This is a genomic window from Parafrigoribacterium humi, assembly GCF_040227205.1.
GTDB lineage: Bacteria > Actinomycetota > Actinomycetes > Actinomycetales > Microbacteriaceae > Parafrigoribacterium_A > Parafrigoribacterium_A humi.
On record NZ_JBELOA010000002.1, the window covers coordinates 274,846 to 299,992 of the forward strand.

Consider the following 25,147-nt stretch of genomic DNA (forward strand, 5'->3'; position numbering starts at 1 on the left):
CATGACCAACTCAGCAGACACCACGACGCCCGAGGGCCAGTTCGCCGTATTCCACGAACGGAGGAACCTCGCCGTCGTGCAGCCCAAGGGCAACCTTGCACTCGTCAACACACAGTGGGTTGACAGTGAGCAGACGATCTACGGAGTGCCGGGGATCTGGGCTCCGCTCCCGAACGGCGAGTCCGGACTCCGCGTCACGGCGACGGCGTCCGAAGGCATCAGGGTGAATGGTGAACTCGTCGATGGCACCGTCACGATCGCGGGCAAGGACTCTGCGGAACCGGGCGAGATCACGTTCAGCGATACGGTCAGCGGCTTCGTCATCGCGAGCGAGGGCGGCAGCTATGCCCTGCGCGTGTGGGACGCGGAGTCCGAGGGTATCCAGGCCTTCGGCGGCATCGACGTGTTCCCGTACAACCCAGAGTGGGTGATCACCGCGAAGTTCACCGAGGTCGACGGTGGCACGGTGCTGGGATTCGAGCACCTCAAGGACGACGGCAAGACGCGTGAGATGGTGATCCCCGGGGAGATCACCTTCACCAAGGACGGCATCGACTACAACCTTGCCGCGTTCAAGTCTGGCCGAGCGCTCCAGCTCGTCTTCGCAGACGCGACCAATGGCGACACCACCTACAGCGTCGGCCGATTCCTCTTCGTCGCGCCCAATGCGGACGGGACGATCACCCTGGACTTCAACCGGGCAGTCGTGCCGCCGTGTGGGTTCTCGTACGCATTCAACTGCCCGATGCCTCCCAAGCAGAACCGGTTCTCGGTGCCGATCGAGGCCGGAGAGAAGAACGCCCTCGACAAGAACGGGCGACTGCTGCACGAGTAAGCGAGCGGGAGTCTCGGGGCGGCAGACTGGAATGGTGTACATCGCGCTGAGCTCCGGTCCCGACCGGAGCGTCGTCCTCAGCCGACTGGACGACAGCGGCGTCGTCACAGAGGATCAGGTGCTCGCGCGCGCGGAGTTGCCCGCGGTGGTGGCGCGACTCGAGTCCGAGCATCCGCGCTGGGTCTGGGACGACACGACTCGCTGGTACCCGCCATTGCTCGAAGCCGAAGTTCGTGTCGAGCGCTGCGTCGACCTTCGGCTCTGTCACGCCATTCTGCGGTCCTCCGAACTGACGGCGTCCTCTGAGTTGGCCGCGGCAGATGCCGGGCCATGGGACCACGGCGCGGTCGAGCTTGCCGTGGCCGCTGACAACGCGCTGTTCGAGGTCGACGTGCCGATCGAGAGCGCACGAGAGGACCCGCTCGACGAATTTCGGATGCAGCGTCGCACCATCGAGTCGTCGATCGACCCCGGGCGCATCGGCCTGCTCCTCGCCGCGGAGTCGGCCGGTGCACTCGTGGCGGCCGAGATTCACTATGCGGGGCTTCCCTGGCGCGAGGATCTGCATGACGAACTCCTCACCCGCCATCTCGGACCGCGGCCGAGCAACGGGGCGCGGCCGCGCCTGCTCGCTGCAGCACTGGAGCGCGTTCGCGCCGCGCTCGGCGCGCCCGAGCTCAACGTCGACTCCCCGACGGAGCTCCTGAAGGCCTTTGCGCACGCGGGAATCGCGGCGACGTCGACGAGATCGCGGGAGCTCAAGGAGATCGACCATCCGGCCATCGCGCCCGTTCTCGAGTACAAGAAGCTTTCGAGACTCCTCAGCGCAAACGGCTGGCACTGGCTCGACACCAACGTGCACGATGGCCGCTTTCGCCCGGAGTACGTTCCCGGTGGCGTCGTCACAGGGCGCTGGGCGAGCACGGGTGGCGGAGGCGCGCTGCAGCTTCCCAAGCAGATCAGGGGGGCGGTGGTCGCGGACCCCGGCTGGAAGCTCGTGGTGGCTGATGCCTCGCAGCTGGAGCCGCGCATCCTCGCGGCCCTCTCCGGCGATCTCGCGATGGCGGAGGCCGGGCGCTCGAAGGATATGTACGCGGCGATCGTGGCAAGCGGTGCCGTCACGAGTCGCGACCAGGCGAAGGTCGCGATGCTCGGCGCGATGTACGGCGCAACCACGGGGGAGAGCGCTCGGCTCATGCCGAAACTCACGCGCGCGTACCCGCGAGCAATCGCCTTCGTGGAGGTGGCGGCACGCGCGGGCGAGCGCGGCGAGATCGTAACGACCAGGCTCGGCCGAAGCTCCCCGAGACCGGGCGAGCAGTGGCGTGAGGCGCAGTCCGAGGCCTATGGCGAAGGAGCGAGCGATGCGGAGCGCACGCGTGCCAGAACGCAGGCGCGTGGCTGGGGACGCTTCACGCGCAATTTCGTCGTCCAGGGCAGCGCGGCGGAGTGGGCACTGTGTTGGATGGCCACCCTGCGCCGGTCGCTCCGTGCGAGTTCAGGGTCGACCTGGATCACGCGCGCACCGCATCTCGTCTTCTTCATGCACGATGAACTGGTCATCCACTGTCCGGCGGAGGTGGCACAGGACGTCGAGCGAATCGCGCGGGAATCCGCAGCCGCAGCGGGCCGCCTGCTCTTTGGCACGATGCCAGTCGAGTTCCCGCTGAGCGTCGCCATCGTGGACGACTACAGTCAGGCGAAATAACATCGGGTCAGCGCTTCGGACGCCTGCCCCTGCGCGGGCGCACCTCCGCATAGCCGCGGGGTGAGTCGCCGTCCGAGAGTGTTGCCGTGACCGCGCCGATCCAGGCGAGAGCTGCAACAGCAAGGGCCTCCCGCGCCACGAGTGCGAGACGTTGGTCATGTCTGAGCGCGCCGTCCCGGAGGCTGAGGCGAGTGGCACCGAGGTCGCCGTCCCACCATCGCCTGAAGTCGCGGGCGACCGCGGTCGCTGCGGCGGCATCCAGCGAACTCGTGATGAGCACCTGGTCGAGCATCTCGGTCCATTCGGGCAGTGCGTCGGTCGCCGGCGTGCGCATCCATGCGCGTGCGGCATCGTCTCCCGTGGGCGTGAGCGCATAGAGCGGAAGGCCGTCGTGCGTTGACCCTGCCGCTGCGACGAGGTCCTGCTTGGCGAGTCGTTCGAGGGTCCCGTAGATCTGCCCGACGTTCACGGGCTTGCGGTGTGGCGCGCGGGCCGCGAGTTCCGCGTGGAGCTGCAGTCCATAGGCCGGGCCGAGGGTCAGGATCGCGAGCACGCCGTCCCGAACCGACACCGCAACTCCATCCTCGAAAGCTCTACTGAGTATACGGCGAGAGAGTCTCATCTGACGGCACGCGAATCACATGGTTGTGATTTGGGGGTGTTATCGGCGATAATTCACATAGCGGTCAGCCGCCTAACTGAATACGTGGTATCTGGCGCAGGCACAGAACATTCCGAGGTCGATGGGGAAGTCGCACCTCAACGGAATGGAGTTATTGTGGCTGCACCAACTGCTCGGGGAGTGCTGTACGTCCACTCCTCGCCTCGCGCACTCTGCCCGCACATTGAGTGGGCAGCGGGGCGCGCCCTTGGGCGTGCCGTCAACTTCACTTGGGCTGCCCAGCCGGTGCTCAAGGGTTCCATGCGCACGGAGTTCTACTGGGAGGGCGCACAGGGAACAGGTGCGGCGCTTGCGTCGGCTCTGCGCGGCTGGGAGCACCTGCGCTACGAGGTCACCGAGGACCCGACGCCGGGCAGTGACGGCGGACGTTGGATGCACACCCCCGATCTCGGAATCTTCTTCGCGCAGACAGACACCTCGGGCAATGTCGTGATCTCCGAGGACCGCGTGCGCTACGCCATGGAGATCGCCGGTTCAGATGCCTTCGAACTGCACCGTGAACTGCGCCTCGCTCTCGGCCAGGCCTGGGATGACGAACTCGAGGCGTTCAGGCACGCGAGCGATGACAGCCAGGTTGTCTGGCTCCACAAGGTCGGCTGACGCCGGCCGCTAGCCCCGGTAGACCGCGAGGATGCGTTCAACGTAGCTCTGGGGGGCAAAGGCAGTGCGGTCGATGGCCGCGCCGTGGGAGATCGCGAGCAGTCGCTCCGGCTCTGTGACGAGGGTGACGAGTGCGTCGGCGAGGCCAGCCGCATCCGGCGTCTCGGAGAGGTATCCCGCGTTGAGCAGCCCCTCGCGCAGCTTGGGATCACAGTAGAGCACGCCGCGTTCGCGGCTCACCGCTTCAGCGATCGTCATCGGCTGGTTGTCGAAGCCCACGGACGTCAGCACAACGGCAGATGATGCATCCATCAGGTCGAGTACGGCCTCGTGGGGGAGTGCGCCGTTCACCCTGATCTCCGGATGACCGGCGACGAGCTCGGTCAGCTCCGCGAGTTCCGCGCCGTCGCCGACGAAGTCCACGGAGAAGCCGTTCTCGGTGCGCTCGAGCGCCGTGAGTGCCGCGCGAGCAAAGACGAGCGGCCGCTTGACGGGTTCGCAGCGCGCAACCCAGAGAAAGTTCGGCTTCCGGCCGTCAGCCAGCGAGAGGGGCAGGGATGGCCGCTGCGAGGTCGTGACGGGGTTCGGCACGAGGGCGATCTCTCCCGTGACCCCGGCCGCCGCCAGGTCCCTCGCCTGGTGCGCGGACGGCGACACGACCTCGTCGACCATGAGTGTCATCCCCAGCGTGAGGTTGCGCAGCAGGTTGTCCGCGGCACGGGGTGTGAAGCTCTTGCGCGGAAACGTCGTCTTGCAGACGAGTTCGAGGGCCCAGCGCAGAAACCATGCGATAGAGGCCTGGGGACCGCCCTCGCTGGCCCAATAGAAGGTGTGCACCGTGTGCACCACCCGGATGCCGAGTTCGCGGGCGACCGCCGTTGCTGCATGCGCGAGAGAGAACTCGGTCTGCAGGTGTACGACATCGATCGCCTGCTCGCGAAAGAAGCGCCTGAGCGCTGAGCGGGTGCGGCGATTGTTGGGAATGATGGGCAGCTGCAGGCCCGGGATCGTGAAGTTGGGATGCAGTTGGATGCCGTCGCCGACGACGCGCGTACCGCCGAACCAGATTCCGCGAGACGCGGACACCATGAAGACCGTGTTCCCCGCCTCCTCGAGCGCGAGCTGCTGCTGGCGCATCGAGGTCTGGGCACCCCCGACGTAGTCGAGAAAATAGTCGCTGACGATGGCAATGCGCATGAGGAGAAGCCAGTACTACCGGCTCAGACACTCCTGAACGCGGCGACGGCATTGTGGCCGCCGAAACCGAACGAGTTGCTGATCGCCAGCAGCGGGCCGTCTCCGAGCGCGCGAGGCGAGGTCACGACATCCAGCGGGATCTCGGGATCCTGGTCGGTGAGGTTGATCGTCGGAGGTGCGGTGCGGTCGCGCAGCGCGAGGATCGTGAAGATGGCCTCCAAGGCGCCGGTACCGCCCAGAAGGTGGCCGGTTGCGCCCTTTGTGGCCGACACCGGGATGTCGTGCAGCCGATCGCCGAACGCGACCTTCAACGCCGCATATTCCGCGATGTCGCCGACCGGCGTGCTGGTCGCGTGCGCGTTGATGTGAGCGACATCATCGGGGCTGGCGCCTGCGTGCTCCAGGGCAAGGGCGATCGCGCGCGAGGCGCCCATTCCCTCCGGATCGTTGGCTGTGATGTGGTACGAGTCCGCGGTGACGCCGCCACCGGCGACCTCCGCGTAGATCCGCGCCCCGCGAGCGAGCGCATGCTCCTCGGTCTCCATGACGATGCTCGCCGCGCCCTCGCCCATCACGAAGCCATCGCGATCGACGTTGTACGGGCGTGACGCCGTCTCCGGCGAGTCATTGCGCCTGGACAATGCCTGCATCGAGGAGAACGCCGCAAGGGTGATGGGGTGGATCGCCGACTCGGTGCCTCCCGCGATCACGACATCCGCGAGCCCGAGCTGGAGATGCTCGTAGGCATTGACAATCGACTCCGTGCTCGAGGCACAGGCCGACGCGACGGTGCGGGCAAACGCGCGAGCGTGGAAGCTCATCGAGATGGCCGCAGATGCCGCGTTCGGCATAAGCATCGGCACCGTCATCGGCAGAACCCGGCGCGGGCCCTTCTCACGCAGTGTGTCCCAGGCGTTGAGCAGGCTCCAGAGACCGCCGATGCCCGTGGCGTAATCCACTCCGAGACGCTCGGGAGCGACGTCGGGGCTGCCCGCATCCGCCCACGCCTCACGCGCAGAGATGAGCGCGAGCTGCGAGGAGGGATCGAGTCGCTTGGCCTCGGGCCGCTCCAGCACCTCTTCCGGGCGAACGCGCGCTTCTGCGGCGAACGTCACGGGAAGGCCGTACTGCTCGACCCAGTCGTGCTCGAGGGTGTGGACTCCCGTCTCACCGGCAAGCAGCGCGCGCCAAGTGTCTTCGACGGTGCCGCCGAGAGGGGACGATGTTCCCAACCCGGTGACGACGATCTTCTTGGTGGTCATGGCATCTCTCTCATGGATGAAACTGCGCAGTCCAGCACAGGGTTCTGCGCGTGGGCTGAAAGGCGTACGCCGGTCATGCCGGCGAACGGGTACTTAGGCCTGTGCCGAGGTGATGAAGTTCACGGCGTCGCCGACGGTCTTCAGGTTCTTGACCTCTTCGTCAGGGATCTTCACGTCGAACTTCTCCTCGGCGTTGACCACAATGGTCATCATCGAGATCGAGTCGATGTCGAGGTCATCGGTGAAGGACTTGCCGAGCTCGACCGTGTCGGTTGCGATACCGGTCTCGTCGTTGATGAGTTCTGCCAGACCGGCCAGTACTTCTTCGGTGGACAGTGCCATAGTGATTCTCCTTGGGGTGTCGTTTGACCGTGAATAAGTTTAGGGTAGGTGGCTCTCTCGGCTGGCCACTAGGGCAGCACGACCACCTGCGCGCCGAAGACGAGACCTGCGCCGAAGCCGATCTGCAGTGCGAGTCCGCCGCTGAGTTCCGGATGCTCGGCGAGCAGCCGGTGGGTCGCCAGCGGGATGGACGCCGCCGAGGTGTTGCCCGTCGTCGCGATGTCTCTCGCAATGGCCACCGTCGGCGGGAGGCCGAGTTGTTTGGCGAACTCGTCGATGATGCGCATATTGGCCTGGTGGGGGACGAACGCGGCGAGATCGTCTGCGGTGATGCCCGCAACCTCGAGAGCCTTCTTGGCGACCTTCGCCATGTCCCACACGGCCCAGCGGAATACCGTCTGGCCCTCCTGGCGCAGGGTGGGCCACGGGGCCTTGCCGTCGCGGAAGTCGACGAGGGTCGCATTCATGCCCACGGCATCCGCTTTCGAGCCGTCCGAACCCCACACCGGGGCGGCGATGCCGGGCGTGTCGCTCGGGCCGATCACCACGGCCCCAGCGCCATCGCCGAGTAGGAAGGAGATTGAGCGCTCCGTCGGGTCCACGATGTCGGAGAGCTTCTCCGCGCCGATCACGAGGGCGTAGTGCGCAGCGCCGCTGCGGATGAGTGCGTCTGCCTGGGTGACGCCGTAGCTGAAGCCGGCACACGCGGCATTCGCATCGTAGGCGGCAGCGGGGTTCGCTCCGACCCGATCCGCCACCACGGCAGCAATGGACGGCGTCTGCTGCACATTGCTCACCGTCGCGACGATCACGAGGTCGATCTTTTCCGGCGCGACGCCTGACTTCTCGATGGCTTCGCGGGCCGCCTCGGTGGCGAGGTCGACGGCGAGCACGCCGACAGATGCCCGGGTGCGAGTGATGATTCCGGTGCGCTGGCGAATCCACTCGTCACTCGAGTCAATCGGCCCGACGAGGTCATCGTTGGGGACCACAAGGTCGCCGCGCGCTGCGCCGTAGCTGTAGATGCGCGTGTACTGCGATCCCTGTGCCTGCTGGAGTGTTGGGGTGGTCATCGTTCGCTGTCAATCAGTTCGTGGGCCGCAGCCAGATCGTCCGGGCTCTTGATGGCCACGGTGGGCACTGACTTGAGTCCGCGCCTGGCCAGTCCGACGAGGGCACCTGCGGGCGCGACCTCGATCACACCCGTGACGCCGGACGCGGCCAGAGCATCCATTGTTCTATCCCACCGTACCGGGGACGACACCTGACCGACGAGCAGTTCGACGAACCGGCTCCCCGAGGTGACGACCGTGCCGTCATGGTTGGTCCAGATGGGGAGCGACGGATCGTGCTGTTCGAGTGTCGCCGCGACCTCGCGGAGGTGCTCGACCGCCGAGTTCATATACCGCGTGTGGAATGCTCCCGCGACCTGCAGCGGAATGATGCGCGCACCGCTCGGCGGATTCTCCTTGAGCGTGGCGAGAGCATCGACCGCCCCTGCAACGACGATCTGGCCGCCGCCGTTGAAGTTTGCGGGTTGGAGTCCGAGTTCGACGAGCTTCGCGAGGAGCTCGTCTTCGTCGGCGCCGAGCACCGCGCTCATCCCGGTCTCGGCACGGGCCGCGGCCTGGGCCATTGCGACGCCGCGTTCGCGCACGAGCGTCATGGCGTCGGCCTCGCTGAGGATACCCGCGGCTGCGGCGGCGGTCAGCTCGCCGACCGAGTGCCCGGCCACCCCGCCGATGCGGTCTGATCGTCCGTCACGCACCGCGGAGAGTGTCATGAGGCCAGCGGCGACGATGAGCGGCTGGGCGACTGCGGTGTCGCGGATGGTGTCGGCATCCGACACGGTACCGTGCGCGACGAGATCGATTCCGGCGGCGTCTGAGAGGGCTTCGAGGTGCTCCTTGAAGCGGGGCTCGGCAAGCCACGGCTGGAGAAAACCAGGGGTCTGAGAGCCCTGGCCCGGGCATACGACAACTATCACTGGTCAAGTCTCCTCTGCGGATTTGATGGGGGTGTGGTGGGACTGTGCCTAATAAACGCCTCTGTCTTTGGTGTGTGTCTACAGCGCCAGGCTCGTTGTGACCGTGGCAGGGTGCTAGCGGTGCCGCAGAGGTCCGTCCGGTTCCGCGATGGAGCCGAGGATGAGCGCGGCCTGGAGAATGAGTGACTCGCGCGCCCCTGTCGCATCCCATCCGATCACCTCCGAGATCCGCTTGAGGCGGTATCGCACTGTGTTGGGGTGCACGAACAGCTCACGCGCGGTCGCTTCGAGTGACCGCCCGTTGTCGAGGTAGCACCACAGGGTCGCCAACAGCTCGATGGAGTGTGCCTGGAGCGGGCGATAGATGCGGTTGACGAGGGTGGCCCTGGCGAGCGCGTCGCCGGCGAGTGCGCGCTCGGGAAGCAGGTCGTCGGCGAGCATCGGCCTGGTCGCATTACGGCAGGACCGGGCGACAGCGAAGCCGGCAAGCGCTGCCTTCGCACTCTTTGCCGCGTCGACCAGGCTTGGAACCTCGTGTCCGAGCACGAGAAAGCCGTCGCCGAAGCCGGGCTCCAGCGCACGCGCGATCTCGAGGAACGACACCATGGACTCCGTGGTGCTGTCGACGCGCTCCGCATCGTAGGGAGTTGCGCGACCGATGACGAGAACGAGTCGATTGCCCTGCACGCCGATCAGGACGTCGGCATCCAGATGCCTCGCCGTGCGGCGCAGCATGTCGACGTCGAGCATCTTGGGAGCAGTGCCCACGAGCACGGAGACCTCGCCGTGACCGTGCCAGCCCAGTGCCGCGATGCGCGAGGGAAGTTCGTCGTCGTATTCTCCGCTGAGAATCGAGTCGACGACGAGGGCCTCCAGGCGCGCATCCCAGAGCCCCCGTGCCTCCGCGGCCCGCGCGTAGACGTCCGCCGCGGCAAAGGCGATCTCGCGCGAGTAGAGCAGGATCGCTTCGCGCAGGGACTCATCCCGGCCCTTGACCCGATCCTCGACGACCTCGACCGTGACCTTGATGAGCTGGAGGGTCTGGGTGAGGCTCACGGAGCGCAGGAGTTCCCTCGGGGCGGCACCGAAGACATCCGCAGCGATCCACGGTGTCGAGGTCGGGTCGTCGAACCAGTGGATGAATGAGGTGATACCGGCCTGTGCGACAAGACCGACTGCGGAGCGCCGCCCCGGAGGCATGTCGCCGTACCAAGGCAGGGTGTCATCGAGCCGCTTGAGTGTTGCTGTCGCCAGCTCGCCCGAGACGGCCTTGAGCCACGCGAGCGTCTGCTCTTTACTCCGTTTCGCCTCTGCCATCGAACGCGCCCGACTAGCTCTCGCCGCCGGCCGAGCCGGTGGTTCCGGCCGTCACGTCGTGGAGTCGATACCGCTCTATCGCCTGTTGCGGGATACTCGGGTCGAGTTGGCCACGAGCCACGAGAGACTCGAGCGTGCGTACGACGAGCGACGGGCCATCGATCTTGAAGAACCGCCTCGCCGCTGCCCGGGTGTCGGAGAATCCGTAGCCGTCGGCGCCGAGCGTTGCGTAATCGCCGGGCACGAACTGTCGGATCTGGTCCGGTACGGCGTGCATGTAATCGCTCACCGCGACAAAAGGCCCCTCGGCACCAGAGAGCACCCGCGTGAGATAGGGCACGCGCGGCTCGAGGCTCGGATTGAGGAAGTTGTGCTCGTTCGCCTCCAGTCCGTCCCGGCGGAGCTCGCCCCACGAGGTCACCGACCACACGTCCGCAGCGACGTTCCAATCGTCCGCGAGCAGCTGCTGTGCTTCGAGTGCCCACGGAACGGCCACCCCGGAGGCGAGCAGCTGGGCCTTCGGACCCAGGTTCTCTGCGCGCTTGAGCAGGTAGATCCCCTTGAGCAGGCCGTTCAGGTCCAGGCTCTCCGGCTCGGCCGGCTGCTTCATCGGCTCGTTGTAGACGGTGATGTAGTACATGACGTCCGGGTGCGGATGCGACCCTCCATACATGCGCTCCAGACCGGCCTTGACGATGTGGCCGAGCTCGTAGCCGTACGCCGGGTCATAGGAGACGACCGACGGATTCGTGGACGCGAGCAGCGGAGAGTGGCCGTCAGCGTGCTGCAGTCCCTCGCCCGTGAGCGTGGTACGGCCCGCGGTGGCCCCCATGACGAAGCCGCGCGCCATCTGGTCGCCGGCCGCCCACATGGCGTCTCCGGTGCGCTGGAAGCCGAACATCGAGTAGAAGATGTAGACGGGGATGAGCGGCTCGCCATGGGTGGAGTACGAGGTTCCCGCGGCGGTGAAGGCCGAGAACGCGCCGGCCTCATTGATTCCTACGTGGATGATCTGTCCTTGCGCGCTCTCCTGGTAGGCCAGGAGGAGCTCGCGGTCCACCGAGGTGTAGTGCTGCCCGTTGGGGTTGTAGATCTTCGCCGTCGGGAAGTAGGCGTCCATGCCGAAGGTGCGGGCCTCATCCGGAATGATCGGCACGATGCGGTGGCCGAAGTCCTTGGAGCGGAGCAGATCCTTCAGCAGCCGGGCGAACGCCATGGTCGTGGCGATCTCCTGCTTGCCGGAACCGCGGCGTGCGACCTCGTATGCGCTCTCGTCTGGAAGGGCGATCTGCGTGTACTTCGTGCGGCGTTCCGGGAGGTATCCGCCCAGTTCGCGGCGGCGCTCCTGCAGGTACTGGATGGCCTCGTCGTTCTGGCCGGGGTGGTAGAACGGCGGGCGGTACGGGTCGGCCTCGAGCACCGCATCCGTTACGGGGATGTTCATGACGTCACGGAACTGCTTGAGGTTGTCGAGCGTGAGCTTCTTCATCTGGTGGGTCGCGTTGCGACCCTCGAACGATGGTCCGAGGCCATAGCCCTTGACCGTCTTGGTAAGGATCACGGTGGGCTGGCCCTTGTGTTCCGTCGCCGCCTTGAATGCCGCATAGACCTTGCGATAGTCGTGGCCGCCGCGCTTGAGGTTCCAGAGCTCGTCGTCGGTGTAGTCCTTGACCATCTCGGCGACTCGCGGGTCTCGGCCGAAGAAGTTCTCGCGCACGTACGCGCCGCTCTCGGCCTTGTAGGTCTGGTAGTCACCGTCGGGGGTGACGTTCATGAGGTTGACGAGGGCTCCGTCGTGGTCGCGGGAGAGCAGGCTGTCCCACTCGCGACCCCAGATGACCTTGATGACGTTCCAGCCCGCTCCGCGGAAGAAGCTCTCCAGTTCCTGGATGATCTTGCCGTTGCCGCGGACGGGGCCGTCGAGGCGCTGCAGGTTGCAGTTGATGACGAAGGTCAGGTTGTCGAGATTGTCGTTCGCGGCCCATTGCAGGGCGCCACGACTTTCCACCTCATCCATCTCGCCGTCGCCGAGGAATGCCCAGACGTGGCTGTCGGAGACATCCTTGATCCCGCGGTTGGTGAGGTAGCGGTTGGCCTGGGCTTGATATATCGCGTTGATCGGGCCGATGCCCATGGACACCGTGGGGAACTGCCAGAAGTTCGACATGAGGTGCGGGTGTGGGTATGAGGAGAGGCCGCCGCTCGCGTGGGACTTCTCCTGACGGAAGCCGTCGAGCTGGTTCTCGCTGAGCCGACCCTCGAGGAAGGCCCGTGCGTACATGCCGGGGGAGGCGTGGCCCTGGTAAAAGACCTGATCTCCGCCGCTCGGGTGGTCCTGGCCGCGGAAGAAGTGGTTGCTGCCCACCTCGTAGAGGGTTGCGGAACCCGCATAGGTCGAGATGTGGCCTCCGACGCTGATACCGGGGCGCTGGGCGCGGTGCACCATGATCGCCGCATTCCACCGGAGCCAGGCGCGATAGCGGCGTTCGATGTCTTCATCGCCGGGGAAGGCCGGCTCGTTCTCCGGTGCGATCGTGTTGATGTAGTCAGTGGTCGGCACCATCGGAACACCGAGCTGAAGTTCCTTCGAGCGCTTCAGCAGGCTGAGCATGATCTCCCTGGCGCGTTGCCGCCCGTGTGTCGCGACCAGTCCGTCCAGGGATTCCTGCCATTCGGCAGTCTCCCCCGGGTCCTGGTCAGCGTGATGCGCCGAGTAGGGATCCTGATCATTGACCGTCATGCTTGACCTCGCTCTTGTTGGCGGACAGACAGAGCTTCGCGAGCCCGCGATCGGATTACGACCAGCGTTCTCAGGGCGAAGCCCGCACAATTCTAGTTGTCCCGTGTGCGACAGGGGTGAGCGCTCGGGCGCCGCGTCGTGCACGTCAATACCACGGTCCAGCGATTTCGCGCGTTCTGGCGTAACATGGCCACTCGTGTTTGCCGGGCGATACCGCCCGGTTCGTTACGGCCCTCGTGGCCGAAGGGAAGCGACAGAATGGCTCTGGAAAACGACACGACAGCTCCGGACTTTGAGCTTGCGAACCAGTTCGGCGAGCACGTGCGGCTGAGTGACTTTCGAGGCAAGAAGCCGGTGGCACTGGTCTTCTTCCCCCTCGCATTTTCGAGTACGTGCACGGGGGAGCTGTGCGAACTGCGCGACAACCTCGCGCTCTTCCGCGACACAGACGTCGAGCTGCTCGCGGTCTCCGTCGACTCCAAGGCCACGCTTCGTGCCTTCGCTGAGGCGGAGGGGTACGACTTCACCCTTCTCGCCGACTTCTGGCCGCACGGCGCCGTCGCGAAGGAGTATGGCGTGTTCCTGGAGCACAAGGGCTTCGCGAATCGGGCAAGCTTCCTCATCGATCGCGCCGGGGTGATTCGAGCGAGCTTCATCACCGCACCGGGCGAAGCCCGCTCGATCGAGGCCTATAAGGCGGCTCTCGCAGAACTCGCGCCCGCGGCGGTTTAGCTCTTCGTCGCCTCGGCCTCCGGATCGAGCCGGTGAATCACCTTTTGCAGTTCCTGAATGATCACCAGCTGTTGCTTGTTGATCTCCATGAGGCTCTCGATGTCCTTCTTCGCTGCCACGTTCGTCTCGTAGTCGTGCTGTGACAGTGCGGCGGCGATGCCGTCCTGTCGTTTCGCGGCGATCAACAGGATGGCGCCCTGCAAACCGGCGAGGAGGCTGAGGAACAGGTTCAGAAGGATGAACGGGTACGGGTCCCACGCCACGCCATGCAGGCTGTTCACGAAGGCCCACACGGCCATGAACAGCAGGAACGAACCGACGAACGCCCAACTGCCCATGCCATTGCGAACCACATCAGCAGCCTTGTCGCCGCGCCGCAGTCCGGCCTTGTGCTGGGAGTGCCAGTCCAGGCCGATTTTTGAGGAAGAGTTGCTCATGCCGGTCAGTGTATGACCGACTGCCCTGTAAGCTGTGGAAACGCTATTTCGACGCGTCACGCGTTCGAATGCGCGGGCCTTTAGCTCAGCTGGTAGAGCGCCACGTTTACACCGTGGATGTCATCGGTTCGATCCCGGTAGGGCCCACCAGATACTCCAGTTCAGGCGCTCTCTCGCCTCGCCATCTCGGCGATCCAGAGCGGCACGTACGGCGAAGTGCAGTTCGGTGGCGTCGGGTAATCCTTCAGGACCTCCAGGCGTTCGCCGATCTCGATCGCACGCGCGCGATAGTTGCGGTGCTGGATGCCGACGGTGCCCAGGCACATGTTCATGGCCCATTGCAGGCGATCCGGGGCATCCCGCATCTCCGCCTCGATGATGTCGAGCAGCTTCGAGAGATCCAATCCTTCCGGTTTCTTTGCCACGCGGTCCGTCGTGAGCGACCAGCCTGCACTCGCAACCACCGGATCCGGGTCGTCGAACCAGCGCAGACGAAGCTCTTCCGCGTGCGGATTCTTCTTGACCACGTAGTTCACAAGCCAGTCGTGCACCTTGGGAACTCGCGCCTGCCGCAGCATCGCATCGAGTTCGTCTGCGTCGAATGACTTGGGAACGCAGATCAGAATGGCCACCAGCCGCGCAGCGGTATCGCCGGTCGCCCACAGCTCACGCGCCAGCGCCTGCTGAGTCCGCAATCGCTTGGCGAGGGCGCGCAGCTCGCTGAGATTCACTCCATGGTCGTCGCCATGCCGGTCATTGACCGCGCGAACCTTCGGGTTGTCGAGCGCGGCCAGTTCGTCCAGAACCTCCGCCACCGTCGCCTCGGGCATCCGGGCCTCCCGTCCGTGGTCTATCAAACAAGCCTACGAGACGGGGTGACTGCCGTCTCTGTCGACCGCGTGATTCTCGTGCGCTTCGGTGAGGTAACGCTGGACCGCTGGCGCGACCTCGGCGACGATCGTCTGGTGACTGAGATCTGCGATCGCGGGGATCTTGATGATGAAGCGCGCGAACGCAACACCCAGCAGATGTGAGACGGCAAGCGAGATCCGACGCATCCGTTCGTCATCGACCGGACCGATGGCCTCGTCGTTTCGGACTCGCGAGATGAGCATCTCTTTCAACATGTCCGCCGCGTGTTCCGAGGTCACGGCCGAACGCACGAGAGACATCAGGATCGGCTGAGAATCCGGCTCCTCCCACATCCGGAGGTAGGTGTCTGTCACGCGTTCGCCAAGGGTCGCCGGATCGCCGGCCAGGGACTCGGCGAGGTGTCGGGGAATGTTCGTGCGGTCGGCGACAGTCGTCGTGAAGAGCGTGTCCTTGTCTCCGAAGAAGTGACGGATGAGCGCAGGGTCGACACCGGCGGCCGCGGCGATCGCGCGCACGGAGGTGCCGTCGAAGCCGCGCTCGGCAAAGAGGTCGCGGGCGGCGTCGAGGATCGCGTCGCGGGTACCGCTGTCGCCTGTGCGACGTCCGGTGGGTCGTTTGCGAGATGTCTCGACTCCGGTCACGCTCGCAAATATACTCTACGCACGAGGATTTCCTCAGGCGTAGAGTTTGCTGCAATGGCACGCACTCCAGCGGGAAGGGACAAGTCGATGGGCGAAACCGCGGTGATTGAGATCGAGGGGCTCACCAAGTCCTACGGCAGGTTCCAGGCGCTGAGGGGCCTCGATCTTCGGGTAGAGCGAGGGGAGGTGCACGGCTTCCTCGGCCCGAACGGGGCAGGCAAGTCCACGACCGTTCGGGTGTTGCTCGGCCTCCTGCGGGCCGACGGGGGCACGGCACGGCTGCTCGGCGGTGATCCGTGGCGAGACGTCGTCGACCTGCATCGTCGGCTGGCGTATGTTCCCGGGGATGTCTCCTTGTGGCCGGGCATGACCGGCGGCGAGGCGATCGACCTGCTCGGAGCCCTGCGCGGCGGACTCGATGAGAAGCGCCGCACTGAGCTGCTCGAACGGTTCGAACTGGATCCGAGCAAGCGGGGAAGACAGTACTCGAAGGGCAACAGGCAGAAGGTGGCGATCGTGGCTGCGCTGGCCTCCGACGTGGAACTGTTGATTCTCGACGAGCCGACGAGCGGCCTCGACCCGCTGATGGAGAGCGTCTTCCAGGATGTGATCGGGGAAGCCAAGCGGCGCGGCACGACCGTGCTCCTGTCCAGTCACATCCTGGCCGAGGTGGAGTCGCTCGCGGATCGGTTGAGCATCATCCGCGATGGACGGATCGTCGAGAATGGCACACTGGCCGAGCTGCGCGGGCACACCCGCACCTCGATTCGGGCCGTGCTCGACCGGCTGCCCTCGTCAGCGGAACTCGCGAACTTCCACGATGTACACCTCGACGGCGACCGGCTGAGCGCGACGGTCGACTCGAACCGTATCGGCGAGGCGATGAGCATGCTCACCCCCTATGGAATCGCCGCGTTGACGGTGGAGCCGCCGTCGCTGGAGAGCCTGTTCCTCCGCCTCTATGACGTGGACACCGGTACGGGCGCCTCCTCTGATGCCGCAACGGACGCGACGCGATGAGCAGCGCCCTCGCTGGCACGATTCCGCTGCTTCGCGCCTCGGTGAAGCATGACGGACGCGGTTTTGCGCCATGGATCGTCATCGCGACCGCTCTGTCGGCATCCTCGGTTCTGGTATATCCGTGGATCTTCCCCGACCAGCAGGATCGCGCGGGGCTCGCAACGGCGGTCGGAGCAAACCCGGCGATCGGGTTGATCTTCGGGCCAGCTTTCGATCTCTCGACCGTCGACGGGTTCAACGCCTGGCGCAGTCTTGCCCTCGGCGGATTTCTGGCTGCCCTCGGCGTCATCTTCGCAGTCACCCGGGCCACTCGCGGCCAGGAGGACTCCGGCCAGGCCGAACTGCTCGCCTCCGGCGTCTTGGGGCGGGCCAGCCGACTTCTCGCCGGCGTCGGCCTCGCCTTCGTCGGCTCGGTTCTGCTCGGTGTCGTCGCCGCCGTCGTCACCGGCCTGTGCGGTGGCGAATGGGAACCGTCCCTGCTGCTGGGCTCGACGTTCACGGCGACCGGGTGGATGTTCGCGTCGGTCGCCGCGGTCGCGGCCCAGATCGGGTCGGACTCCCGCACCGCCAACTCCATCGCGGTGGGTGCGCTCGGGGTTATGTTCATTCTGCGGGGTCTCGCGTACTCTGTGACAGCTCCCGAATGGACCATCTGGATCAATCCGCTCGGATGGATGACCGAGACTCGGCCCGCGACCGGGAACCATTGGTGGCCGCTCTGGTACGCGCTCGCGTTCACAATCGTGCTTTTGGGTGTGGCATTCGCGCTGCAGGCTCGCCGCGACTTCGGCGTGGGCGCCATCGCCCCACGGCCCGGACCCGCGCGAGGAAAGGACCGGTCGACCTGGAAGCTGGTGGTGCGGCTGAATCGTGGGCCGCTCATCACCTGGACCATCGCCTTTCTCGCCCTGGGCGTGGTGTTCGGCTATTTCACCACCTCCATCACCGACATCCTCGGTTCCGACAGCGCCGTCAAGCAGGTTCTTGCCGCCGGGGCGACGACACCGGATGCGCTCGTTTCCGCGTTCCTCGTCACGGTGCTCAGCCTCGTCGGTATCATCGCTGCCGTCCCCGGCGTGCAGACCATGCTCAAGCTGCGCACGGAGGAACTGGAGGATCGCGTCGAACCGCTCATGGCGACGAAGGTTCGCAGGCCTCGGTACTACGCCAGCAACGTCATCCTCGCGCTCGGTGCTCCGGCGCTCTACATCGTGATTGCGGGCACCGTCATCGCGACCCTGGCGTCGAGCGCGGACATCGGCGTCGAATTCGGCGACGCTCTGCTCCAGGGCGCCGCGACGATCCCGGCGGTCTGGACCGTGATCGCCGTGTCAGTCGCCGTCGTCGGCGCGCGGCCTGCGGTCTCCCTGGCTGCCTGGCTGGGAGTTCTGGTCTCGTTCGTCCTCACCCTGCTCGGACCGACATTCAAACTGTGGGACTGGATTCTGGCGATCAGTCCGTTCTGGCACATCCCCAACGTCACGGTCTCGGATGCGGACTGGACGGGCCTGGTCTGGATCACCGTTGTCACGGGGTTCTTTCTCGTGATCGGGTTCGTCGGCTTCCGGCGCCGCGATCTCGCTCGCTGACGGGTTTTCCGTGAAAGAGCTTATATTTCAGATAAATAAGTTCTAGGCTTATGTCATGGACGAATTTCGCGTCGCGGTGATCATCGACCTGGTCGATTCTCGCCAGTTGCCGTCTCGCGCGTCCGCCCAGGAGGCAATCGAGCAGTCCTTTGCCCGGGTGAACGATCTCATCGACCACGAGCAGCCCATCGAGGCAACGATCGGGGATGAGTTCCAGGCCGTGTACGCGACGGTCACACAGGCGCTCGAGGCCACGATGCTCGCACGGCTCGGGCTTCCTGGGGGTGTTGACTGCCGCTTCGGACTCGGCCTTGGCAACGCCGTCACCATTGGTTCCGGTGCCGCCGGACTGCTGCAGGACGGTTCGGCCTGGTGGCTCGCGCGTGAGGCCATCGACGAGGCCCACGAGCGACAGGACTCGCGCACGCCGTCCGTGCGGAGCTGGTTTCGGAAAGATGGCAATACCGTCGACAGTGAGCTCACGGAGCCTCTCGTCAACGCATACCTCCTCTCACGCGACCAGATCATCGGATCGATGACCGATCGCAGCAGGCGGATCACCCTCGGGTCCATGATCGGTCGCTCCCAACAGGAGCTGGCCGCAGAGGAACGCATCTCCCAGTCCGCAGTGTCGCAGTCGTTGCGACGCTCGGGGGGCGCTAGCCTCGTCGCAACGCTCGACGTTCTCAGGCAGGGAGGTCCCTGATGCTCGCCTCTCTCACACTGTTCCTGATCGGTTCCGCAGATCTTGCCCGATCTGGCCGCGGAAGGATCGCCTCCTTCATCGCGATTGCGGTGGTGTGGATTGCCGCGGTCGTCGTCGCAACCGCCGGACTCGGCATCCCGTTCTGGGGTCCGGTGATCTGTCTGGTTATTGCCGGACTCTGGCTCGTCTCGACCACGTCGCTCGAGCACCGCGGGCACCGGGCCAGCCTCCTGCCCGTCGTGGGCCTCGGCGTCGTCGTGCTCGCATTCCTCGCGTTCGACCGCAGCGCGCTGTCGCTGTCGGGATTCCTCGTGGACTGGCACGCGGATGCCGCCCTCGACGCCGTTCGGGCGGTCCCGCTGCCCACGCTGCTGCTCGGCGTCTCGGTCGCCCTGTTCCTCGTCGCGAGCGGCAACATCGTGGTGCGGGCGGCACTGCACCCCCGCGTCGGGATGCGACGGCACACCGACACCGGGTCCGCGGAGCAGGACCTCACCACCGTCGATCTTCGCGGAGGACGCCTCATCGGCCCGGTGGAGCGCCTGCTCATCGCCGCTCTTACCCTGTCCGGCTCCTTCGCCATCGTCGCGGCCCTCGTGGCAGCAAAGGGGATCGTGCGGTTCCCGGAGATCTCGCGCGACAGCGCGGGCGGCTCGAAGGCGGAGTACTTCCTGGTGGGCAGCCTGGTCAGCTGGGCCGTCGCGATCGCCCTCGCGGGCCTCGTCTGGGTGTCGGCGCAGGGCTGAACTCTGCTGCCCGGTGCTACATGATGGCGCCGATGTAGGAGTACTTCACGAAGATCTCGGAGGCGATCCCCGCTTCGTCGAGAACGCCTTGGACTGCGGTGAGCATGTACTTGGAATCCCAGCCCATGTAGAGGAAGTGCGTCTCGTCGAGCGCGTCCCACTGGCCGTTCCAGGCCTGCGTCTCGAAGATCGGCCCGCCTCGGGTGGCACTGAATGTTTCGACGTCCGCACGCGCATCCGCCCAGAGCCGTTTGAAGATGCGGTTGAACAGGTATTTCACGTCGAACACGTCCCAGTGCTCGCCGCGGTACTCGACGTACTCGAACTCGCGTTCCCAGCCGCGCGGCCATCCGCGTCGCTTCTGCGCGTCGAGAATCGGCGTGAGGTCGTCGTCGTCGATGGCGGCGATCGCACTGCGTGTCCAGATACCGAGGAAGGCGTCGGTCAGGCGTGCTGTCCTCTCGGCGATCGCCGCGGTTCCCCAGGCGTCGGCGTCGAGTTGCCTGGTCGCGGCGATGGCGCTCTTCGCATAGAGCTCGCGCTTCTCGGGATACGAGGCGTCGAAGGCGCGCTCCGCGAGTGATTGTTCGAGGAGTGCGAGGTTGCCGAGAGTCTCGGCGAGCGCCCGATGGCTGTTCTGCTCGTCTTCGCTGTAGTCGGCCCAGACTCGTTCACCGTCGCCGGTCCAGGAGTCGGCCGGTGCAAGCGGAAAGACATGTTCGACATCGAGGCCGTCCATACTCGTGACGCCGGAGAGACGCCCGAGGACGTAGGCGGCGTGGGGGAGTTCCGCATATTTGAGGCCCACGCGCACCCGCTCATCCGACGGAGTGATGCGCACGATGGCGCGCACGAGGGCATCCGCGCCTCGTTCTCGTGCGCGACACAGTCTCGCGACCAACCGCTTGTTGCTGAGGGCGACGACCGTGCGCCGCAGTAGCAACGATTGCACCTGTTCGATCGTGTCGACCAGGTCCTTGACGCTTGAGACGCCGACGGCGTAGTCGTGATAGGCGCGCATGACGAGCGGATACATTCCTCGACCGAAGGTGTTGACGTAGTCGAGTTGGCGGGCGACCTCGGCATCCGGGGCAAGCGACGGCTGGAGCAGAATCCGGTAGATCTCCGAATAGTCCCGCCACTGGCCCGCGTGCTCGCGCAGCGTGGCGAAGTCGAGCCGGGGAAACTGCTGACGGAACGCGTCATAGACCCCGCGGTCGCCCGCCGCCGCGATCTCTCGCCCGGTCATCATGACGAGGTAGTGACGCCAGAAGGTGCCGATCGCGTCGCCCGTGTTCTGCTCGATCGGGAGCCAGAAGGTGTCTTCGATCTCGCTCTGCTGCGCGTGTGTGAGCCCCATGAGCACGTAGTTGTGGATCAGCTCGTGATCGCGAAGCGGTTCACCCGTCGAATTGAGACTCTCGAAGATCTGCTGGGCGTTCGCGTCGGCGCGCAGGGTGATGGCCACGTGCTCCAGGCGCTGCACGCCACGCCAGATTCGGGGAACCTCCGCAGCGGGGACCTGACTCCGGAAGAACGCGTAGTTGTCATCGAATCGGGAATCGGGAAGGGCGCCTTGCTCTCCACGGCGGTCGAGAACGACGTCTTCGAATACCGTCGCCCAGGCGTGGTGGGGGCGCAGCTTCGTTCGGTGTCGATCATCGGCGAGCACGAGGACGCGCTCGAGTTCCGCTGCCAGTTCGGGGTCGGTGAGCTTCGCGCTGTGGTGCAGGGCCGCGACGAGCAGCATGAGGGTCGTGATGCGCTGCTGGCCGTCGATGAGCACGAGTTCGCGGGCGCCGTCTTGGGCGCTCAAGGTCGACAGGATCGAGCCGATGAAGTGCATGTGGCCGTCGGCGGCGTCGGCTACGGCGCGGATGTCCGCCAGCAGTTGTTCGCATCCGCCGATGTCCCAGCGATACTGTCGTTGATACACCGGTACGACGATCGTGTGCTCCGCCGCCGAGAGCCACTCGATCGTGTTGACGGCCGTCGCGTCGATGTTCGTGGCTGTGCCCATGTTCTGCGTGATCTCCTGTAATGCTGTGTCGGCGCATCCAGTGTATGGGTGCACGGGCGTGTGTCCCTGAAGGCACGAAGTCAAATGTTAGGCTCGCCTTACCTAGACCAGTTAAAACGTGCTGGTCGTTACGAAAGGGCATGACTCGCATCATGGGTTATATCAAGTCCGCCGCTCTCGAAGAGACCGGCTATGTCGTCTTGGATCGCTACAACCAGGCGCTCGATCCCAAGGAATGGCTCGACATCGAATACGTCGACTGGAAGTCCTCGGGGGAGACGCGCTTTGCGCCGCTCGCGAGCGCGAAGGGTGAGATCGAGGTCAATGGCTTCTGGAACCACAAACCACCGCGCACGGACAAGGACGGCGTGTGGATCCCGTCCCAGGTCGAGAAGGCGCCGAACCTCACCCGCCGTGCTCAGGAGCCCGGAGCAAATGTCGGTCGCTGTCGCGTGATCGAGTTGCAGCCGAACAGTTATGCTGACTGCCTCTACAACCTTCACCAGGACGACAACAACCGTCTGAACCCCGATGGCACCGGATGGGTCGTTCGCGGCTTTTTCAACCTCACGGATGACGCAGACAGCTACTTCGTGCTCCGCGACAACCGCACGGACCCGAGCGTTGAGTACCGGATCGCGCTTCCCGCGGGTGCCCAGCTCATCGTGGACACGCAGCGCCTGTGGCACGCGACCACGCTCAACAGCCCGGAGCCGCGCTATTGCCTCATCACGTCGTGGGAGTCCGGCCCAGAGCTTGACGCCTACATCGCGAAGTACAACGGCGTGAGCCGCGTCCCGAACGTCGAGGTGCCGCAGGACGTGCTCGACGCCGGCCAGGCGGAGCAGGCCAGGCGCATCGCCGCTCGCGCCGCGTACTACGCGGCCAAGGGTCAGGCCGAGAAGGCGGCAATGAGCGAGGCCTGATCCTCGAACTCGCCTGATCCTCGAACTCCGTGTCGAAGGCCCTCGTCATTGCGACGGGGGCCTTCGTGCTACCAGGCGCTTGCGGGTGCTGTGACTTCGGCGACCGGGGTGCGGTGCCAGCGAGAACCGTTGCCGTAGTGGCCGCTCGCCCAGGGTGACGCCCAGATGGCCTGTTCCGTGACTTCCATCGGTGCGGAAGACGCGAGCGCAGCGACGATCCCGCTGAACCCCGGATTGCGTTTCAGGTTCTCTGCCGCCTTCTGCGCGGCGATCGTGAGGTTGGCATAGCTGCCCGTGCCGCCGCCCCCGCCTGAACCATAGCCGTTGTTCATCGGGTTGTTGCGGTTCCACCAGTTGTTCGCGCCATTCTCCTGCCGCATCCACCGGACGAACACGGTGATGTTGTTCTCGGTGACGGGCCACTTGCCGTCCACGAGAACGAGGGCCGCCCACGCGTAGTTCGTGCCCTTCGCGGCGAGGCTGGCCGGGCCAGCCGTCGCCGAATAGTGGTCACGCTTCGCGCGATCGCCAGCGGCACGGGCCGACACGGTGAGTGACTGTGCGTGCACGGAGAGCTGTGCCTCGAGAAGCTCGGCAGCGGTCGGAGGCGACGGAGGAGCGACAGCGAAGAGTGCGATGAGCATGAACGCCCCTGTCGCGGCGAGCACCGGAACCTTCTTACGCTTGGCCCGAAGGTTTCGAGGTGCACGAACACCCCGCACCGGCGTGCGGGGTGACGAACGATGACGAGAAATGGGGCTCACAGTGGTTGGGCAGTGAAGTCGTTCCGCGGAGGGGTCCGTGAAGCCCAGAGAATATCAGAGCGGCCTGAGTGCCCGGCGTCAGTCCTCTGCGCTCGTCGCCGAGGTCATCCCACTGCGGATGAGGTCCATGACACCGGAGTCGGCGAGCGTTGTGACGTCCCCGTCGGGACGGTTCTCGGCGACATCGCGCAGCAGTCGCCGCATGATCTTGCCCGAGCGCGTCTTGGGGAGTTCGGCAACCACCATGATCTGCCGCGGTTGCGCGATCTTGCCGATCTGGTTCGCTACGTGCTCGCGCAACTCGCGCACGACGTGCTCTCCACCGTCACCGGCCTCGCTGCGAAGAATGACGAACGCGACCACGGCCTGCCCGGACACCGGGTCTGACGCGCCCACGACGGCGGCTTCAGCGACCTTGGCGTTGGAGACGAGTGCGGACTCGATCTCCGTCGTGGAGAGGCGGTGGCCTGAGACGTTCATGACATCGTCGACCCGACCGAGGAGCCAGATGTCGCCGTCCTCGTCTCGCTTGGCACCGTCTCCGGCGAAGTACCTTCCGGGGAACTTCGACCAGTAGGTGTCCACATAGCGCTTGTCGTCGCCCCACACGGTACGTAGCATCGACGGCCACGGCTCCGTGAGCACGAGGTAGCCACCCGAGCCGTTCGGAACGGATGCACCAGACTCGTCCACGACATCCGCGGCGATGCCCGGCAGGGGAGTCATGGCCGCTCCCGGCTTCGCGTTGGTCACGCCGGGCAGCGAGCTGATCATGACAGAGCCGGTCTCGGTCTGCCACCAGGTGTCCACGACCGGCGTGCGATCGTGGCCGATGTGGTGTCGGTACCAGATGTACGCCTCGGGATTGATCGGTTCTCCGACAGAGCCGATCACACGCAGTGTCGAGAGGTCGTAGCGCGCGGGGATCTCAGCACCCCATTTCATGTAGGTGCGGATGGCCGTGGGCGCGCAGTACAGGATCGTCACCTTGTACTTGTCGATGATCTCCCACCAACGCCCCTGGTGAGGCGTGTCCGGCGTTCCCTCGTAGATGACGGAGGTGGTGCCGTTGGCAAGCGGCCCGTAGACGATGTAACTGTGGCCGGTGACCCAGCCGACGTCCGCGGCCGTCCAGTAGACATCCGTCTCCGGCTTGAGGTCGAAGACAGCCCACTGCGTGTACGCGCACTCGACGAGGTATCCGCCGGAGGTGTGCAGGATTCCCTTCGGCTTGCCCGTCGTGCCCGAGGTGTACATGACGTAGAGCGGGTGCTCGGAGTCGAAGAATTCGGGCTCGTGAGCGGTGCTCGCCCGCTCGACTGTGTCATGCCACCACTTGTCACGACCGTCGGTCCACTCGATCTCCTGGCCGGTGCGCCTCACGACGAGCACGGTGTGCACGTCCGGGCACTCCAGGAGTGCCTCGTCGACGGCGGGCTTGAGCGCGGAGGGCTTGCCCTTGCGGTACCCTCCGTCCGCGGTGATGACGACTTTTGCCTCGCAGTCATGAATTCTGCTGCGCAGCGCCTCAGACGAGAATCCGCCGAACACGACCGTGTGCGGGGCGCCGATGCGAGCGCAGGCGAGCATCGCAACAATGGTCTCCGGGATCACCGGCATGTAGATGGCGACACGGTCGCCCGCCTTCACGCCGAGATCGATGAGGGTGTTCGCAGCCTGGCAGACCTGGTCGGTCAGTTGAGCGTAGGTGATCTCTCTGGAGTCACCGGGTTCGCCCTCGAAGTAGTACGCGACCGTGTCGCCGCGGCCGGCCGCGACATGACGGTCGAGACAGTTGACCGCCACGTTCAGCTTGCCGCCGACGAACCACTTCGCGAAGGGCGGATTGCTCCAGTCGAGAGTCTGGTCCCAGTGCGTGTGCCAGTCGAGACGTTCGGCCTGCCTGTCCCAGAACGCGAGCCTGTCGTCGTCCGCCTCCTCGTACGCGGTTCCCGTCACGTTGGCTTGGGCCGCAAATTCTGCTGTCGGAGGGAACCGACGCTGCTCGCGCATCAGGTTACTC

At 65.5% G+C, this 25,147-nt stretch carries 23 protein-coding genes and 1 tRNA gene; 10 read left to right on the forward strand and 14 right to left on the reverse strand.

Features of this window, described 5'->3' with window-relative positions; translation table 11 throughout:
• Window position 1: 1 nt before the first annotated feature.
• Window positions 2-835 carry a DUF1684 domain-containing protein gene (locus ABUA28_RS05625; RefSeq protein WP_349902962.1) on the forward strand — a complete coding sequence of 278 codons (834 nt, stop codon included), beginning with the start codon at window positions 2-4 and terminating at the stop codon, window positions 833-835.
• Window positions 836-866: 31 nt separating this feature from the next.
• A complete protein-coding gene (locus ABUA28_RS05630; protein ID WP_349902963.1) occupies window positions 867-2,543 on the forward strand; it encodes a bifunctional 3'-5' exonuclease/DNA polymerase in 1,677 nt (558 codons plus the stop codon).
• Between the two features lie 7 nt (window positions 2,544-2,550).
• Here ABUA28_RS05630 and ABUA28_RS05635 read toward each other — a convergent pair whose 3' ends face one another.
• A complete protein-coding gene (locus ABUA28_RS05635; protein ID WP_349902964.1) occupies window positions 2,551-3,114 on the reverse strand; it encodes a PadR family transcriptional regulator in 564 nt (187 codons plus the stop codon).
• A gap of 207 nt (window positions 3,115-3,321) precedes the next feature.
• Here ABUA28_RS05635 and ABUA28_RS05640 point away from each other — a divergent pair, with 207 nt between their 5' ends.
• The gene (locus ABUA28_RS05640; RefSeq protein ID WP_349902965.1) at window positions 3,322-3,825 is read left to right on the forward strand and encodes a DUF3145 domain-containing protein; all 504 of its coding nucleotides are present in this window, start codon (window positions 3,322-3,324) and stop codon (window positions 3,823-3,825) included.
• 9 nt (window positions 3,826-3,834) lie between these two features.
• Here the strand turns inward: ABUA28_RS05640 and ABUA28_RS05645 are convergent, their stop codons facing one another.
• The 7 genes from ABUA28_RS05645 to aceE all read right to left on the reverse strand — a co-directional run bounded on the left by ABUA28_RS05645 (window position 3,835) and on the right by aceE (window position 12,670).
• Window positions 3,835-5,022, reverse strand: a complete 1,188-nt coding sequence (locus ABUA28_RS05645) for a glycosyltransferase family 4 protein (RefSeq protein WP_349902966.1) — start codon at window positions 5,020-5,022, stop codon at window positions 3,835-3,837.
• Window positions 5,023-5,045: 23 nt separating this feature from the next.
• On the reverse strand, window positions 5,046-6,284 hold the full coding sequence (locus ABUA28_RS05650) for a beta-ketoacyl-[acyl-carrier-protein] synthase family protein (protein WP_349902967.1): 1,239 nt from the start codon (window positions 6,282-6,284) through the stop codon (window positions 5,046-5,048).
• 93 nt (window positions 6,285-6,377) lie between these two features.
• The gene (locus ABUA28_RS05655) at window positions 6,378-6,626 is read right to left on the reverse strand and encodes an acyl carrier protein (RefSeq protein ID WP_349902968.1); all 249 of its coding nucleotides are present in this window, start codon (window positions 6,624-6,626) and stop codon (window positions 6,378-6,380) included.
• Window positions 6,627-6,694: 68 nt separating this feature from the next.
• Window positions 6,695-7,699, reverse strand: coding sequence for a beta-ketoacyl-ACP synthase III (locus ABUA28_RS05660; protein WP_349902969.1), 1,005 nt, complete (start codon window positions 7,697-7,699; stop codon window positions 6,695-6,697).
• Window positions 7,696-8,613, reverse strand: coding sequence for an ACP S-malonyltransferase (locus tag ABUA28_RS05665; protein ID WP_349902970.1), 918 nt, complete (start codon window positions 8,611-8,613; stop codon window positions 7,696-7,698). Before ABUA28_RS05665 ends, ABUA28_RS05660 begins: the two co-directional genes overlap by 4 nt.
• Window positions 8,614-8,727: 114 nt before the next feature.
• Window positions 8,728-9,930, reverse strand: a complete 1,203-nt coding sequence (locus ABUA28_RS05670) for a PucR family transcriptional regulator (RefSeq protein WP_349902971.1) — start codon at window positions 9,928-9,930, stop codon at window positions 8,728-8,730.
• A 13-nt stretch (window positions 9,931-9,943) separates the two neighbouring features.
• The gene (gene aceE, locus ABUA28_RS05675) at window positions 9,944-12,670 is read right to left on the reverse strand and encodes a pyruvate dehydrogenase (acetyl-transferring), homodimeric type (RefSeq protein ID WP_349902972.1); all 2,727 of its coding nucleotides are present in this window, start codon (window positions 12,668-12,670) and stop codon (window positions 9,944-9,946) included.
• Between the two features lie 258 nt (window positions 12,671-12,928).
• Here aceE and ABUA28_RS05680 point away from each other — a divergent pair, with 258 nt between their 5' ends.
• Entirely contained in the window at window positions 12,929-13,402 is a 474-nt protein-coding gene (locus ABUA28_RS05680; protein WP_349902973.1) for a peroxiredoxin, read from the forward strand.
• Here the strand turns inward: ABUA28_RS05680 and ABUA28_RS05685 are convergent.
• Complete coding sequence (locus ABUA28_RS05685; RefSeq protein ID WP_349902974.1) at window positions 13,399-13,839, reverse strand: DUF1003 domain-containing protein; 441 nt, start codon at window positions 13,837-13,839, stop codon at window positions 13,399-13,401. The genes ABUA28_RS05680 and ABUA28_RS05685 overlap by 4 nt on opposite strands.
• 74 nt (window positions 13,840-13,913) lie before the next feature.
• Between ABUA28_RS05685 and ABUA28_RS05690 the strand changes: the two genes are divergently transcribed.
• Window positions 13,914-13,989, forward strand: a tRNA-Val gene (locus ABUA28_RS05690).
• Between the two features lie 11 nt (window positions 13,990-14,000).
• On the opposite strand, the gene ABUA28_RS05695 is transcribed toward ABUA28_RS05690, so the two are convergent.
• Window positions 14,001-14,669, reverse strand: a complete 669-nt coding sequence (locus tag ABUA28_RS05695) for a DNA alkylation repair protein (RefSeq protein WP_349902975.1) — start codon at window positions 14,667-14,669, stop codon at window positions 14,001-14,003.
• A 33-nt stretch (window positions 14,670-14,702) separates the two neighbouring features.
• Window positions 14,703-15,353 (reverse strand): TetR/AcrR family transcriptional regulator, encoded by a 651-nt coding sequence (locus ABUA28_RS05700; protein WP_349902976.1) that lies wholly within the window; start codon window positions 15,351-15,353, stop codon window positions 14,703-14,705.
• A gap of 54 nt (window positions 15,354-15,407) precedes the next feature.
• Here ABUA28_RS05700 and ABUA28_RS05705 point away from each other — a divergent pair, with 54 nt between their 5' ends.
• From ABUA28_RS05705 to ABUA28_RS05720, 4 genes are read left to right on the forward strand one after another with little or no spacing between them, the layout of a single operon-like run.
• Window positions 15,408-16,373, forward strand: a complete 966-nt coding sequence (locus ABUA28_RS05705) for an ABC transporter ATP-binding protein (protein ID WP_407075416.1) — start codon at window positions 15,408-15,410, stop codon at window positions 16,371-16,373.
• On the forward strand, window positions 16,370-17,962 hold the full coding sequence (locus ABUA28_RS05710; protein ID WP_349902977.1) for an ABC transporter permease: 1,593 nt from the start codon (window positions 16,370-16,372) through the stop codon (window positions 17,960-17,962). The genes ABUA28_RS05705 and ABUA28_RS05710 overlap by 4 nt, the downstream gene beginning before the upstream one ends.
• A gap of 55 nt (window positions 17,963-18,017) precedes the next feature.
• The gene (locus ABUA28_RS05715) at window positions 18,018-18,668 is read left to right on the forward strand and encodes a SatD family protein (protein ID WP_349902978.1); all 651 of its coding nucleotides are present in this window, start codon (window positions 18,018-18,020) and stop codon (window positions 18,666-18,668) included.
• A complete protein-coding gene (locus ABUA28_RS05720) occupies window positions 18,668-19,414 on the forward strand; it encodes a hypothetical protein (protein WP_349902979.1) in 747 nt (248 codons plus the stop codon). The genes ABUA28_RS05715 and ABUA28_RS05720 overlap by 1 nt, the downstream gene beginning before the upstream one ends.
• A gap of 16 nt (window positions 19,415-19,430) precedes the next feature.
• On the opposite strand, the gene ABUA28_RS05725 is transcribed toward ABUA28_RS05720, so the two are convergent.
• Complete coding sequence (locus tag ABUA28_RS05725) at window positions 19,431-21,434, reverse strand: DUF262 domain-containing protein (protein WP_349902980.1); 2,004 nt, start codon at window positions 21,432-21,434, stop codon at window positions 19,431-19,433.
• Between the two features lie 152 nt (window positions 21,435-21,586).
• Between ABUA28_RS05725 and ABUA28_RS05730 the strand changes: the two genes are divergently transcribed.
• Entirely contained in the window at window positions 21,587-22,360 is a 774-nt protein-coding gene (locus ABUA28_RS05730; protein ID WP_349903288.1) for a hypothetical protein, read from the forward strand.
• A gap of 68 nt (window positions 22,361-22,428) precedes the next feature.
• Here the strand turns inward: ABUA28_RS05730 and ABUA28_RS05735 are convergent, their stop codons facing one another.
• Window positions 22,429-23,028, reverse strand: coding sequence for a hypothetical protein (locus ABUA28_RS05735; RefSeq protein WP_349902981.1), 600 nt, complete (start codon window positions 23,026-23,028; stop codon window positions 22,429-22,431).
• 174 nt (window positions 23,029-23,202) lie between these two features.
• Entirely contained in the window at window positions 23,203-25,137 is a 1,935-nt protein-coding gene (gene acs, locus ABUA28_RS05740) for an acetate--CoA ligase (RefSeq protein ID WP_349902982.1), read from the reverse strand.
• Window positions 25,138-25,147: the final 10 nt, after the last annotated feature.